The following is a 13,486-nucleotide window of genomic DNA, read 5'->3' as shown; positions in this document are numbered from 1 at the left end:
AGCTAAGCCACAAAATGGCGCATATTGTAACCCTAAACACCCCGTCCAGAGAAGATTGGTTATCGCAACTTGCCGATGTAATCACCAGTCCTGATGAATTGCTGCGTCTTTTAGACCTCGATCAACACGAAGAGTTGCTTGCAGGCCGCGAGGCAAAGCGCCTTTTTGCCCTGCGCGTTCCCCGTGCGTTTGTGGCGCGGATGGAGAAAGGCAACCCCGACGATCCGCTATTAAAACAAACGCTTACTTTGCAGGATGAGTTTGTCACCGCGCCGGGTTACAGCACCGATCCGCTGGAAGAACAGAACAGCGTGGTGCCGGGTTTACTGCACAAGTACCTCAACCGCGCCCTGCTGCTGGTAAAAGGCGGCTGTGCGGTAAATTGTCGTTATTGCTTCCGTCGGCACTTCCCGTATGCCGACAATCAGGGCAATAAACGCAACTGGCAGGTCGCGCTGGACTATATCGCCGCCCATCCTGAGCTGGATGAGATTATTTTTTCCGGCGGCGACCCGCTGATGGCGAAAGATCACGAGCTGGACTGGCTGCTGACGCAGCTGGAAGCCATCCCGCATATTAAGCGTCTGCGCATTCACAGCCGTTTGCCGATTGTTATTCCGGCGCGGATCACCGATGGACTGGTTTCCCGCCTTGAGCAGTCGCGTTTACAGGTGCTGCTGGTGAACCATATCAACCACGCAAACGAAATTGACGATGAATTTCGTGCAGCGATGGCGCGTCTGCGTAAAGCAGGCGTGACGCTGCTGAACCAGAGCGTGCTGCTGCGCGGCGTAAATGATAGCGCCCGCGTGCTGGCAGATTTGAGCAATGCATTATTTGATGCGGGCGTGATGCCCTATTACCTGCACGTACTGGATCGCGTCCAGGGCGCTGCACATTTCATGGTGACGGATGAAGAAGCCCGGCAGATTATGCGCGAACTGTTAACGCTGGTTTCAGGCTATATGGTGCCGAAGCTGGCACGCGAGATTGGCGGCGAGCCGAGCAAGACGCCGCTGGATTTGCAGCTGCGGCAGAACTAAAAAGGCAGGTGGCGCTACGCTTCCCTGCCCTATGGGGTCCGGGCGCAGCGCCATCAGCAAGTTAACTCAGTTCGGGCACTTATAGACCTGGCCGTTCATCTGGCTGGCGGTCGGGACGAAGCTTGATAGCATCCCCTGCGTTGGGCTGCTCACGCCGTAAATCACGTTACCGCCCATTGCCGCAGCCTGGTTACGCAGGGCATTCGCCGCACCGCGCATAGAGCCACCTTCTTCGCCATGCTGACCTGACATCCAGTTGCTTTGCTCACCGGTTGCCGTGCCTAACAGCTGGCATTCACTGCCCGGCTTATCTTCCACAAAGCGAACGCCCTGGCCCGCTGCCGACAGCTCATTGCTGGAGCTACAACCCGCCAGCAGCAACGCTGCCCCTACAATCCCTGCACAGACTTTTACGCGCATGTTATTCCTCGTTTTCAATAAGCTGGACAGTAGTTGTCCGTGTGTAAATCTTATACCTAAAAGATGACCAAAAGAAAAACCCCCGAGCATTTCTGCCCGGGGGTTTTTCACATTCTAAGAGGTAAAGCGCACGATTACATCATGCCGCCCATACCGCCCATGCCGCCCATACCAGCAGCACCTAAGTCAGGCGCGTCGCCTTTTGGCAGGTCGGTCACCATGCACTCGGTGGTGATCATCAGGCCAGCAACAGAAGCCGCGTACTGCAGAGCAGAACGAGTTACTTTTGTTGGGTCCAGGATACCGAAGTCGATCATGTTGCCGTATTCTTCAGTTGCTGCGTTGTAACCGTAGTTACCTTCGCCCGCTTTCACGTTGTTGGTCACAACAGATGGCTCTTCACCGGCGTTGGACACGATCTGACGCAGAGGTGCTTCCATTGCGCGCAGCGCAACTTTGATACCTACGTTCTGATCTTCGTTCTGTGCGGTCAGGCCAGCCAGCTTAGCGGCAACACGCACCAGCGCAACACCACCACCAGCAACCACGCCTTCTTCTACCGCAGCACGGGTCGCGTGCAGGGCATCGTCAACGCGTGCTTTTTTCTCTTTCATTTCAACTTCGGTCGCTGCACCGACTTTGATTACCGCAACGCCGCCAGCCAGTTTCGCTACGCGCTCCTGCAGTTTTTCACGGTCGTAGTCAGAAGTTGCTTCTTCGATCTGCTTACGGATCTGACCAACGCGGCCCTGAATAGCGGCTTCTTCACCCACGCCATCGATGATGGTGGTGGTGTCTTTGTTGATCACAACGCGTTTCGCCTGGCCGAGGTCTTCCAGGGTCGCTTTTTCCAGCTCCATACCGATCTCTTCAGAGATCACGGTACCGCCGGTCAGGGTAGCGATATCCTGCAGCATCGCTTTACGGCGATCGCCGAAGCCAGGTGCTTTAACCGCAGCCACTTTCACGATGCCGCGCATGGTGTTAACCACCAGGGTCGCCAGCGCTTCGCCTTCAACATCTTCAGCGATGATAACCAGCGGCTTGCCTGCTTTCGCAACGGCTTCCAGCACTGGCAGCATTTCGCGGATGTTGGAGATTTTCTTGTCAGCCAGCAGGATGAACGGGCTTTCCAGCTCAACAGCGCCAGTCTCTGGCTTGTTGATGAAGTATGGGGACAGGTAACCGCGGTCGAACTGCATACCTTCAACCACGTCCAGTTCGTCTTCCAGACCGGTACCGTCTTCAACGGTGATCACGCCTTCTTTACCGACTTTGTCCATCGCTTCTGCGATCAGTTTACCTACGGTTTCGTCGGAGTTAGCGGAGATGGTACCAACCTGAGCAATAGCTTTAGAGTCAGAGCACGGTACGGACAGCGCTTTCAGTTCTTCAACAGCGGATGCGACAGCTTTGTCGATACCACGTTTCAGATCCATTGGGTTCATGCCCGCAGCAACGGCTTTCAGACCTTCAGTGATGATAGCCTGTGCCAGTACGGTCGCGGTGGTGGTACCGTCGCCTGCAGCGTCGTTCGCTTTAGAGGCCACTTCTTTCACCATCTGCGCGCCCATGTTTTCGAACTTGTCTTCCAGCTCGATTTCACGTGCAACAGAAACACCATCTTTGGTGATGGTTGGCGCGCCGAAGGATTTGTCCAGCACTACGTTACGACCTTTCGGACCCAGGGTCACTTTCACTGCGTCTGCCAGTACGTTTACGCCGCGGAGCATTTTTACACGAGCGTCGTTACCGAATTTTACGTCTTTAGCTGCCATGTTCTTATTTCCTCAAATTCGTACAGTTTCGTGCGTAAATTACGCTTCAACAATTGCCAGAATGTCGCTCTCGGACATGATCAACACTTCTTCATTGTCGATCTTCTCGGATTTCACGCCGTAGCCATCGTTGAAAATGACGATGTCACCAACTTTAACGTCCAGCGGCTGCACAGTTCCGTTTTCCAGGATGCGGCCCTTACCGACAGCGATGATTTCGCCACGCGTTGATTTGGCTGCCGCAGAACCGGTCAGAACGATGCCGCCAGCAGACTTGGTTTCAACTTCTTTACGTTTGACGATCACACGATCATGTAACGGACGAATACTCATTGATAGCTCTCCTTTGAGAAAGTCATTATCAGTTATGGATGACGCCGGGCCGCACGCGGTTTTCCGGCTAGTGCCCTGAGAGATGGGGATAGCTTTTTCCCCCTTCAAGGGGGAATCGAAAAAAAATTTGCGAAAGTGTTACCATCGCCTCTCTTTTGTTGGTGGCAGGACGATGGAAATGAGTGGACTCAAGCAGGAGTTGGGGCTGGCACAGGGCGTTGGCTTACTCTCCACCTCCTTGTTAGGCACGGGCGTGTTTGCCGTACCCGCCCTGGCAGCGCTGGTGGCGGGAAATAACAGCCTGTGGGCATGGCCTGTGTTGATTGTGCTGGTTTTCCCGGTGGCAATTGTCTTCGCCATCCTCGGACGGCATTTTCCCAGCGCGGGCGGCGTGGCGCATTTTGTCGGCATGGCGTTTGGTCCGCGCCTTGAGCGCGTCACCGGCTGGCTGTTTCTCTCCGTCATTCCCGTTGGCCTTCCTGCGGCGTTGCATATTGCGACCGGCTTTGGTCAGGCGCTGTTTGGCTGGCACAACGAGCAGTTGTTGCTGGCCGAACTGGGCACGCTGGCTCTCGTCTGGTGGGTGGGCTCGCGCGGAGCCAGCTCCAGCGCCAACCTGCAGACGCTGGTTGCGGTGCTGATTGTCGCGCTCGTGGCCGCTATCTGGTGGGCGGGCGACATCACAATCAAAGAAATTCCCTTTCCGGCGGTAACGGACGTCGACCATTCACAGCTTTTCGCCGCGCTCTCCGTCATGTTCTGGTGTTTTGTGGGCCTGGAAGCCTTTGCCCATCTGGCGTCGGAATTTAAGCAGCCTGAGCGCGATTTCCCCCGCGCGCTGATGATTGGCTTGCTGCTGGCGGGTACGGTCTATTGGGCGTGCACCGTGCTGGTATTACACTTCGACGCGTTCGGTGCGGATCTCGCCGCTGCTGCATCGCTGCCGGGTATCGTGGTGGAACTGTTCGGCGTGAAAGCGCTGTGGGTCGCCTGCGTCATCGGCTATCTGGCCTGTTTTGCCAGCCTGAATATCTATATCCAGAGCTTTGCCCGGCTGGTGTGGTCGCAGGCGCTCGACAAACCTGAGAATCGCCTCGCGCGCCTGTCTAAACGCCAGCTTCCGCTGAATGCCCTGAATGCCGTACTGGGCTGCTGCGTCCTGAGCTCGCTGTGCATTTACGCGCTGGATATCAATCTGGACGCGCTGATTATCTATGCCAACGGCATTTTCATCATGATCTACCTGCTGTGCATGCTGGCGGGTTGTCGTCTGCTGAAAGGTCGCTATAAAGCGCTGGCGGTCGTCGGGGGCGTGCTTTGCCTTCTGCTGCTGGCGATGGTGGGATGGAAGAGTCTGTACGCGATTGCCATGCTGGCAGGGCTGTGGCTGTTTTTGCCGAAGCGCGGCGCGCGCTGGTAGGCCCGGTAGCGAAGCGCCACCGGGCAAAAAAATCACCGATCGTCTTTATGGTCTAAACGGTCGCGCTGGTCATCCTTGCGCTGATACTCCCCTTCAAAGGTATCGCCCGGCCCGGTGCTGAACCCACCACCCGGCATGCGGCTGAAACGCAGATGCGGCAGCAGCTTCATGGTCAGGTGCTTCTGCACCGGCGGTAACAGCAGCAACAGGCCGAGGAAATCGGTGAAGAACCCCGGCAGGATCAGCAGCAGGCCCGCAATAATCAGCGATACGCTTTTGATCATCTCGGCTGCCGGGCTTTCGCCCGCAGCCATCTTCTGCTGCATTAACAGGAAATTTTTGAAACCCTGATTACGCACCAGCGACATGCCGATGACGGAGGTGAAGATCACCAGAATCAGCGTCAGCAGGACGCCCAGCACGTGGGCAACCTGAATGAAAATGGAAATCTCAATGTAAACATAGAGAAAGAAAGCAATAAACGGTATCCAGCGCACTGGCATCTCCTGTAGGGCAGGCGCCATCTGGCCCCTGTCTGAATGTGTTCGCAAAACGCGTTTTTTAGAGATGGCGACGGTTAGCCAAAATTCAATCGGTTTGCACGGATATTTTTTTTGGAAATATTAAAGCGGTGACCCATTTCACAGATTAATAATTATCATGGAATCGGCTCGATAATAAGTGATCCAGCTTACGGCAATTCGCTATCATCAGCATATGATCTCGAGCATCTGGCCGATTGAGGGAATAATCGTCGGTCAGAAAATATTCAAAACCACATATATACTGTGTGTTTAGTACAATCCATCGGCAGCTTGAAAAGAAGGTTCACATGTTAAACAACATTCGTATCGAAGAAGACTTGTTGGGTACCAGGGAAGTTCCAGCGGATGCCTACTACGGTGTTCACACTCTGAGAGCGATTGAAAACTTCTACATCAGCAACAGCAAAATCAGCGACATCCCTGAATTTGTCCGTGGCATGGTGATGGTGAAGAAAGCCGCAGCACTGGCAAACAAAGAGCTGCAAACCATTCCTAAAAGCGCTGCAAATGCGATTATCGCCGCGTGCGATGAAGTGCTGAACAACGGCAAATGCATGGACCAGTTCCCGGTTGACGTCTACCAGGGCGGCGCGGGCACCTCCGTCAACATGAATACCAACGAAGTGCTGGCAAACATTGGCCTGGAGCTGATGGGTCACCAGAAAGGTGAATACCAGTACCTCAACCCGAATGACCACGTTAACAAGTGTCAGTCTACCAACGACGCTTACCCAACCGGCTTTCGCATCGCGGTTTATGCTTCTGTGGTGAAACTGGTAGACGCGATCAACCAGTTGGGCGATGGCTTCCAGCGTAAAGCGGTTGAGTTCCAGGATATCCTGAAAATGGGTCGTACCCAGTTGCAGGATGCAGTACCCATGACCCTCGGTCAGGAATTCCACGCGTTTAACGTGCTGCTGAATGAAGAGACCAAAAACCTGCTGCGCACCTCTGAGCTGCTGCTCGAAGTGAACCTGGGCGCAACCGCCATCGGTACACGCCTGAACACGCCAGACGGCTATCAGCAGCTGGCGGTACAGAAGCTGGCTGAAGTCTCTAACCTGGCCGTTGTCCCTGCGGAAGACCTGATTGAAGCGACGTCCGACTGCGGCGCATACGTCATGGTTCACAGCGCCCTGAAACGTCTGGCGGTGAAACTGTCCAAAATCTGTAACGACCTGCGCCTGCTCTCCTCGGGCCCGCGCGCGGGTCTGAACGAGATCAACCTGCCAGAACTGCAGGCCGGTTCGTCCATCATGCCAGCCAAGGTGAACCCGGTTGTGCCGGAAGTGGTCAATCAGGTTTGCTTCAAAGTCATTGGTAACGACACCACCGTGACCATGGCCTCTGAAGCCGGTCAGCTGCAGCTGAACGTGATGGAGCCAGTGATTGGCCAGGCGATGTTTGAATCTATTCACATCCTGACCAACGCCTGCTATAACCTGCTGGAAAAATGCATCAACGGCATCACCGCGAATAAAGAAGTGTGTGAAGGTTACGTCTATAACTCCATCGGGATCGTCACCTACCTCAACCCGTTCATCGGCCACCACAACGGCGATATCGTCGGTAAGATTTGTGCCGAAACCGGTAAGAGCGTGCGTGAGGTCGTGCTTGAGCGCGGACTGTTGACCGAAGCCGAGCTGGACGATATCTTCTCGGCCCAGAACCTGATGCACCCGGCGTATAAAGCGAAACGATATACCGATGAAAGCGAACAGTAACAGTTCAGGCTAAGCTTCCGAAAGGCACGTCACTTGTGACGTGCCTTTTTTCTTTTTAAGCATTACCAATTACACAACATTTCAATATCAACTTGTTAATAAACAAGGAAGGCACTTATGTTTGGAGCAGAACTCGTCATCGTCTTGTTGGCGATTTATTTGGGCGCACGACTCGGGGGGATCGGCATCGGTTTTGCCGGCGGTCTCGGGGTGCTCGTTCTTACCCTTATCTTTCAGATCAAACCCGGCGCAATCCCTTTTGACGTTATCGAAATCATCATGGCAGTTATTGCCGCTATCGCGGCCATGCAGGTCGCAGGCGGTATGGACTACCTGGTGAGCCTGGCGGAGCGTATGCTGCGCCGCCATCCAAAATACATTACCTTCCTTGCCCCACTGGTGACCTGGTTTATGACCATTCTCGCCGGTACGGGCCACACCGCTTTTTCTACGCTGCCAGTGATTACTGAAGTGGCGAAGGAACAAGGCATTCGCCCGTCTCGACCGCTCTCTATTGCCGTCGTCGCGTCCCAGATTGCGATTACCGCCTCACCGATTTCCGCTGCGGTGGTCTTCTTCGCCGGTATCCTTGAGCCGATGGGCGTTAGCTATCTGACGCTGCTGGCGATCTGTATCCCGGTGACGCTGATTGCGGTGATGATCACCGCGGTGCTGTGTAACTTCCTCGGTGCTGAGCTGAAAGACGATCCGGTTTATCAGGAACGCCTTGCCAAGGGTGAAGTGAAGTTGCGCGGTAGCCAGGTCTTCGAGCTGAAGCCACACGCAAAACGCTCCGTGCTGCTGTTCCTGATCGGTATTGTCGCCGTGATGTTCTACGCGACCGCCATCAGCGACACCGTAGGGCTGATTCAGAACCCGGTCCTGCCGCGTAACGAAGCAATTGTGGTGTTCATGCTGACCATCGCAACGCTGATTAGCATCACCTGTAAAATCGACACCAGCGAAGTGCTGAACGCCAGCACCTTCAAATCCGGTATGAGCGCCTGCGTCTGCGTGCTGGGCGTGGCCTGGCTCGGTGACACCTTCGTGAAAGCGCACATCAGTGACATCCAGACCGTTGCGGGCGACCTGCTGCACAACTATCCGTGGCTGCTGGCGGTAGTGCTGTTCTTTGCCGCGACCCTGCTCTACTCTCAGGCCGCCACCACCAAAGCGCTGATGCCTGCGGCACTGATGCTGGGTGTGACGCCGCTGACGGCGATTGCCTCTTTCGCGGCGGTTTCTGCGCTGTTCGTACTCCCAACCTACCCAACCCTGCTGGCGGCGGTTGAAATGGATGACACCGGCTCCACCCGTATCGGTAAGTACGTGTTTAACCACGCGTTCCTGATCCCGGGCGTCGTCGCCATTACGCTTTGCGTGATCCTCGGCTTTATCATCGGCGGCGTTGTGCTGTAAACGAATTGCCGTTGTAAAAATAGTTAAAATCGGGCCGCTCTGCGGCCCGTTTCATTAATGACCAACCGCCTTGCGTGATATAGTGAAGACTTTCGTGATGAGGAGGTCGACTTGTGAACACGCCTGATGCTGTTGTCGTACTGTGTACCGCCCCTGATGAAGCCTCTGCCCAGGATCTCGCCGCCAAAGTGCTGGCCGAAAAACTGGCTGCCTGCGTGACGCTCCTCCCCGGTGCCACCTCCCTTTATTACTGGGAAGGCAAGCTGGAGCAGGAGTACGAAGTTCAGATGTTGCTCAAAACCAATCTGGCGAATCAGCAGGCGCTACTCGACTGCCTCAAATCTCATCATCCTTACCAAACTCCGGAACTGCTGGTGCTGCCAGTGGTCCATGGCGATAACGACTATCTCACATGGCTCAACGCTTCCTTACGCTGATCCTGCTGCTGTGCAGCACGTCAGCTTTTGCCGGGTTGTTTGACGCGCCCGGCCGTTCGAACTTTATTCCTGCCGACCAGGCGTTCGTTTTCGACTTTCAACAAAACCAGCACGATCTCAATCTTACCTGGCAGGTGAAAGAGGGTTATTACCTCTACCGCAAGCAGGTGAGCATTACGCCTGCCCGGGCTAAGGTGGGCGCACTGCAGATGCCCGCGGGCGAGTGGCACGAGGACGAGTTCTACGGTAAGAGTGAAATCTACCGCCAGCGCTTAAGCGTGCCCGTTACGGTGAATAAGGCCGATAAAGGCGCAACGCTGACGGTGACGTATCAGGGCTGCGCCGACGCGGGATTCTGCTATCCGCCGGAAACGAAGGTCGTGCCCCTCAGCGAAGTGAAAGCCGCCGCCGCTATTTCCCCTCTCCCCTCAGGGGAGAGGGCCAGGGTGAGTGGGGAAGGAGAAGGCGAAGCCGCATCAGACCTTCCATTCTCGGCGCTGTGGGCCTTACTGATTGGCATCGGCATCGCCTTTACGCCATGCGTCCTGCCAATGTACCCGCTTATTTCAGGCATCGTGCTGGGAGGCAAACAACGCCTCTCCACGGCCCGTGCGTTACTGCTGGCGTTCATTTACGTGCAGGGTATGGCGCTCACCTACACCGCGCTCGGCCTCGTCGTCGCCGCTGCCGGATTGCAGTTCCAGGCTGCCCTTCAGCACCCTTACGTGCTTATAGGCCTCTCTGCGGTGTTTATCCTGCTGGCGCTGTCGATGTTTGGCCTGTTCACGCTGCAGCTGCCCTCCTCGCTGCAAACTCGCTTAACGCTGATGAGTAACCGTCAGCAGGGCGGATCGGCAGGCGGAGTGTTCGCGATGGGCGCGATAGCAGGGCTGATCTGCTCCCCCTGCACCACCGCGCCGCTGAGCGCCATCCTGCTGTACATCGCCCAGAGCGGCAATATGTGGCTCGGCGGCGGGACGTTGTACCTCTATGCACTCGGCATGGGCCTGCCACTGATTCTGGTGACGGTGTTTGGCAACCGTCTGTTGCCGAAGAGTGGCCCGTGGATGGAGACGGTAAAAACCGCGTTTGGCTTTGTGATCCTGGCGTTGCCTGTGTTCCTGCTGGAGCGTATTGTCGGTGACGCCTGGGGCATTCGCCTGTGGGCAATGCTCGGCGTGGCCTTCTTCGCGTGGGCATTTATCGTCAGCCTGGGGGCAAAAAAAGCGTGGATGCGCATGGTGCAAATTATTCTGCTGGCTGCCGCGCTGGTGAGCGTACGTCCGCTACAGGATTGGGCGTTCGACTCACCCGTTAGCCAGACGCAGGCGCACCTGAATTTCACGCAGATTAATAACGTGGATGAACTCAACGCCGCCCTGACGCAAGCCAAAGGCAAACCGGTGATGCTCGATCTCTATGCCGACTGGTGTGTCGCCTGTAAAGAGTTTGAAAAATACACCTTTAGCGATCCACAGGTACAACAAGCTCTGAAAGAAACTGTCCTTCTCCAGGCGAATGTGACGGCCAATAATGCGCAGGACAAAGCGCTGCTAAAACAACTTAACGTTCTTGGGCTGCCAACGATTCTGTTCTTCAATGAGCAAGGCGAAGAGCAGCCGATGCAGCGTGTAACCGGGTTTATGGATGCAACGGCGTTCAGCGCGCATTTGCGCAATCGCCAACCGTAAACAACACTCTAAACGGGACAAACCGTTGGGCATAACGGAGGAGAAAACCGTGCAACGTGAAGACGTACTGGGACAAGCCCTGCAATTACTTGAGATTCAAGGGATCGCCAGCACCACGCTTGAGATGGTCGCCGACCGTATCGATTACCCTCTGGACGAGCTTACCCGCTTCTGGCCCGATAAAGAGGCGCTGCTCTATGACGCCCTGCGCTATCTCAGCCAGCAGGTGGATATCTGGCGCAGGCAGTTGATGTTGAATGAAGAGCTCACGGCAGAGCAAAAGCTGCTGGCTCGCTATACCGCTCTGACGGAATGCGTCAGCAACAACCGTTATCCGGGCTGTCTGTTCATTGCCGCCTGCACTTATTTTCCCGACCCAGGCCATCCTATCCACCAGTTGGCGGATCAGCAAAAACGGGCTGCGCATGACTTCACCCACGAGCTGCTGACCACGCTGGAAGTCGATGACCCGGCGATGGTGGCGAAGCAGATGGAGCTGGTGCTGGAGGGTTGCCTGAGCCGCATGCTGGTGAACCGTAGCCAAGCCGACGTGGATACCGCTCACCGTCTGGCGGAGGACATTCTGCGATTCGCTCAATGCCGTATGGGCGGAGCACTGACCTAAGCCAGGATGCCCGCCCAGGCAGAGACGAGAAGACACAGCGCCATCAGGCGCTGAAACCGCACCATCGCCACGGTGGTGCGAAAAATTCGGTTCACCGCTTTACCCAACCACGCCCAGCACATCAAACAGACTATTGAGATCAGCAGAAACCATAGCGCCATTAGCGCAATATCCCGCAATGCATGGTCGCCAGCAGGGGCAAACAGACTGACGACCGCCAGCGCCATCATCCAGGTTTTGGGGTTCACGATCTGCAGCAGCGCCGCCGCCTGAGCGGTGAATCGGATACGGTTCTCAGCGGAAAGACGGGCGGCCGGAGCGCGAAACAGCTGCCAGCTCATCCAGCTTAGCCACAGCACGCCTGCCCAGCTCATTATCTGACGTATCAGAGGATACTGACGCAGCACTTCTCCTGCGCCCGCGCCTGATACCAGCACGATCGCACTGGCCGCGATACACCCGCCCAGAATAGAAGGTAGGGTATTTTTTACGCCAAAGTGCTGGCTGTTCGTCAGCACCAGGATATTGGTTGGCCCCGGCGTAATGGAGGCGACAAATGCGAACAACAGAAAGGGTATCAAACTCACAGGTGGCTCCTTTTTATTAGAGCCATGAATGTGCCGTTATTTTTTGGAAACGTCTGGAAGGTTTGTGCACAACCGGCGGTAGTGTGCAGGAGAGATACGGTAAGCCCGTTGAAACCATCGCCCCAGATGGCTTTGATCGGCAAAACCCACTGCGGCAGCTACATCTACGGGCTGGTCGCCGCGCGCCAGCAGCTGTCGGGCCTTTGCCAGACGCAGCTGAATAAGCCACGCGTGGGGCGCCAGGTTGAACTCGCGCTTGAAACAGCGCGTCAGGGTAAAGCGATCCGTGCCCGTCTCGCGCGCAAGGTCTGACAGCCCGACGTTCTCACCGATATGGGCATAGAGATAGTCGCGCGCACGATGCGCCACGGCAGCGCTTTGTAACTGCGACGGCAATTTCTTACGCCAGTGACAATGGGCGGTGATCCGGGAGAGCAGATTATCCATTGTGCTCTGCTGAACGATTTTCATCTCGTCATTATGCAGGGTAGAGAATGTCTCACCGATAGCGCGCACCAGCTGCGGCTCCCGCGTCAGCGTTTGGGCAAAGTGGAGTGAATAACTCCCGGGAGTCGATTCGTAGAGCCCCTGTAGCGCATGGGTAAGCCAGCGCTCATCAAGATAGAAGGTCAGATAGGTAAAACCGCCCTCTACAGGCGCATCTCCGTCGTGAATTTCTCCAGGCTCGAGGAGAAATGCGTCGCCCGGCTGGCTACGATGACGCTCACGGCGGCAATGAAACTGCTGCGTGCCGGAGAGGGTTATCCCTACCAGATAGCTATCGTGCCAGTGCGGATCAAAGGCATGCCCTTCGAAATGCGCTTTAATCGTCTCAATACCCGTATCTGCATGCTGACGCAGTTCAAGCCAGTCATTCGTCATACTGCCCTCCTCTTACTCTCAGCATTGCCGTATCACACAGGTACTGTCTGGAAGATTTGTGCATTTTCACGGCGAAAGCGGACAGATTGCCGCAAACTTAAGCAGTTGAACAGCTTTTCCCGAAATAATGTTGACGATCGGGCGTGATTGCGGTTTAATGCGCTCCGTTGCCCGGATAGCTCAGTCGGTAGAGCAGGGGATTGAAAATCCCCGTGTCCTTGGTTCGATTCCGAGTCCGGGCACCACTATTTAAAGAACCCAGCCTATGGCTGGGTTTTTGCTTTTCTGCGTTTATAAATCCCTTCTTTGTATTCTTGTTTCTCTTTGTCGTGGGATCGTGCGGCCTGCGTTGCCGGATGGCGGCTTTGCCTTATCCGGCCTACTAAGCCCGCAGCGCTACTGGTTTTTTCTACGCACAAAGCAAAAAACCCCGCACCTTACGGTACGGGGTTCTTCTTAATTGATGCCTGGCAGTTCCCTACTCTCACATGGGGAGACCCCACACTACCATCGGCGCTACGGCGTTTCACTTCTGAGTTCGGCATGGGGTCAGGTGGGACCACCGCGCTAAAGCCGCCAGGC

General features: G+C 55.6%; 13 protein-coding genes, 1 tRNA gene and 1 rRNA gene. 8 read left to right on the top strand and 7 right to left on the bottom strand.

Annotation, left to right across the window (positions count from 1 at the left end):
• Positions 1-14: 14 nt before the first annotated feature.
• Complete coding sequence (epmB, locus tag K5E19_RS12380) at positions 15-1,043, top strand: EF-P beta-lysylation protein EpmB (RefSeq protein WP_221551464.1); 1,029 nt, start codon at positions 15-17, stop codon at positions 1,041-1,043.
• A 66-nt stretch (positions 1,044-1,109) separates the two neighbouring features.
• On the opposite strand, the gene K5E19_RS12375 is transcribed toward epmB, so the two are convergent.
• The 3 genes from K5E19_RS12375 to K5E19_RS12365 form a co-directional block, all read right to left on the bottom strand.
• Positions 1,110-1,463 carry a DUF4156 domain-containing protein gene (locus K5E19_RS12375; RefSeq protein WP_010427771.1) on the bottom strand — a complete coding sequence of 118 codons (354 nt, stop codon included), beginning with the start codon at positions 1,461-1,463 and terminating at the stop codon, positions 1,110-1,112.
• A gap of 134 nt (positions 1,464-1,597) precedes the next feature.
• The gene (groL, locus tag K5E19_RS12370) at positions 1,598-3,241 is read right to left on the bottom strand and encodes a chaperonin GroEL (protein ID WP_010427772.1); all 1,644 of its coding nucleotides are present in this window, start codon (positions 3,239-3,241) and stop codon (positions 1,598-1,600) included.
• Positions 3,242-3,280: 39 nt separating this feature from the next.
• On the bottom strand, positions 3,281-3,574 hold the full coding sequence (locus K5E19_RS12365) for a co-chaperone GroES (protein WP_003855929.1): 294 nt from the start codon (positions 3,572-3,574) through the stop codon (positions 3,281-3,283).
• A 178-nt stretch (positions 3,575-3,752) separates the two neighbouring features.
• Here K5E19_RS12365 and yjeH point away from each other — a divergent pair, with 178 nt between their 5' ends.
• Entirely contained in the window at positions 3,753-4,994 is a 1,242-nt protein-coding gene (yjeH, locus tag K5E19_RS12360) for an L-methionine/branched-chain amino acid transporter (protein WP_221551462.1), read from the top strand.
• Positions 4,995-5,026: 32 nt separating this feature from the next.
• Here yjeH and K5E19_RS12355 read toward each other — a convergent pair whose 3' ends face one another.
• Positions 5,027-5,491, bottom strand: coding sequence for an FxsA family protein (locus K5E19_RS12355; RefSeq protein ID WP_010427775.1), 465 nt, complete (start codon positions 5,489-5,491; stop codon positions 5,027-5,029).
• A gap of 335 nt (positions 5,492-5,826) precedes the next feature.
• On the opposite strand from K5E19_RS12355, the gene aspA reads away from it, so the two are divergent.
• The 5 genes from aspA to K5E19_RS12330 all read left to right on the top strand — a co-directional run bounded on the left by aspA (position 5,827) and on the right by K5E19_RS12330 (position 11,435).
• Positions 5,827-7,263 carry an aspartate ammonia-lyase gene (aspA, locus tag K5E19_RS12350; protein WP_010427776.1) on the top strand — a complete coding sequence of 479 codons (1,437 nt, stop codon included), beginning with the start codon at positions 5,827-5,829 and terminating at the stop codon, positions 7,261-7,263.
• 117 nt (positions 7,264-7,380) lie between these two features.
• A complete protein-coding gene (locus K5E19_RS12345; protein ID WP_221551461.1) occupies positions 7,381-8,682 on the top strand; it encodes an anaerobic C4-dicarboxylate transporter in 1,302 nt (433 codons plus the stop codon).
• Between the two features lie 113 nt (positions 8,683-8,795).
• A complete protein-coding gene (gene cutA, locus K5E19_RS12340; RefSeq protein ID WP_221551459.1) occupies positions 8,796-9,119 on the top strand; it encodes a divalent cation tolerance protein CutA in 324 nt (107 codons plus the stop codon).
• Complete coding sequence (locus K5E19_RS12335) at positions 9,095-10,810, top strand: protein-disulfide reductase DsbD (RefSeq protein ID WP_221551457.1); 1,716 nt, start codon at positions 9,095-9,097, stop codon at positions 10,808-10,810. The genes cutA and K5E19_RS12335 overlap by 25 nt, the downstream gene beginning before the upstream one ends.
• Before the next feature lie 49 nt (positions 10,811-10,859).
• Positions 10,860-11,435 carry a transcriptional regulator gene (locus K5E19_RS12330; protein ID WP_089601520.1) on the top strand — a complete coding sequence of 192 codons (576 nt, stop codon included), beginning with the start codon at positions 10,860-10,862 and terminating at the stop codon, positions 11,433-11,435.
• On the opposite strand, the gene K5E19_RS12325 is transcribed toward K5E19_RS12330, so the two are convergent.
• Positions 11,432-12,022, bottom strand: coding sequence for a LysE family translocator (locus K5E19_RS12325; protein ID WP_221551456.1), 591 nt, complete (start codon positions 12,020-12,022; stop codon positions 11,432-11,434). The genes K5E19_RS12330 and K5E19_RS12325 overlap by 4 nt on opposite strands.
• A gap of 36 nt (positions 12,023-12,058) precedes the next feature.
• Positions 12,059-12,904 (bottom strand): AraC family transcriptional regulator, encoded by an 846-nt coding sequence (locus K5E19_RS12320; RefSeq protein ID WP_219324273.1) that lies wholly within the window; start codon positions 12,902-12,904, stop codon positions 12,059-12,061.
• A 169-nt stretch (positions 12,905-13,073) separates the two neighbouring features.
• Between K5E19_RS12320 and K5E19_RS12315 the strand changes: the two genes are divergently transcribed.
• Positions 13,074-13,149, top strand: a tRNA-Phe gene (locus K5E19_RS12315).
• A gap of 220 nt (positions 13,150-13,369) precedes the next feature.
• On the opposite strand, the gene rrf is transcribed toward K5E19_RS12315, so the two are convergent.
• Positions 13,370-13,485 (bottom strand): 5S ribosomal RNA (gene rrf, locus K5E19_RS12310).
• Between the last annotated feature and the right edge of the window lies 1 nt (position 13,486).

Origin of the sequence: Enterobacter sp. RIT637 (assembly GCF_019718755.1) — a bacterium.
Taxonomy (GTDB): Bacteria; Pseudomonadota; Gammaproteobacteria; order Enterobacterales; family Enterobacteriaceae; genus Enterobacter.
This window is presented reverse-complemented; position numbering and strand designations above follow the sequence as displayed.

What these genes read in the sequence shown, in the direction of transcription:
- yjeH (WP_221551462.1), top strand. Translation starts at nt 3,753, where the DNA reads ATGAGTGGACTCAAGCAGGAGTTGGGGCTGGCACAGGGCGTTGGCTTA.
- K5E19_RS12335 (WP_221551457.1), top strand. Translation starts at nt 9,095, where the DNA reads ATGGCTCAACGCTTCCTTACGCTGATCCTGCTGCTGTGCAGCACGTCA.
- epmB (WP_221551464.1), top strand. Translation starts at nt 15, where the DNA reads ATGGCGCATATTGTAACCCTAAACACCCCGTCCAGAGAAGATTGGTTA.
- groL (WP_010427772.1), bottom strand. Translation starts at nt 3,241, where the DNA reads ATGGCAGCTAAAGACGTAAAATTCGGTAACGACGCTCGTGTAAAAATG.
- K5E19_RS12320 (WP_219324273.1), bottom strand. Translation starts at nt 12,904, where the DNA reads ATGACGAATGACTGGCTTGAACTGCGTCAGCATGCAGATACGGGTATT.
- aspA (WP_010427776.1), top strand. Translation starts at nt 5,827, where the DNA reads ATGTTAAACAACATTCGTATCGAAGAAGACTTGTTGGGTACCAGGGAA.
- K5E19_RS12365 (WP_003855929.1), bottom strand. Translation starts at nt 3,574, where the DNA reads ATGAGTATTCGTCCGTTACATGATCGTGTGATCGTCAAACGTAAAGAA.
- K5E19_RS12375 (WP_010427771.1), bottom strand. Translation starts at nt 1,463, where the DNA reads ATGCGCGTAAAAGTCTGTGCAGGGATTGTAGGGGCAGCGTTGCTGCTG.
- K5E19_RS12345 (WP_221551461.1), top strand. Translation starts at nt 7,381, where the DNA reads ATGTTTGGAGCAGAACTCGTCATCGTCTTGTTGGCGATTTATTTGGGC.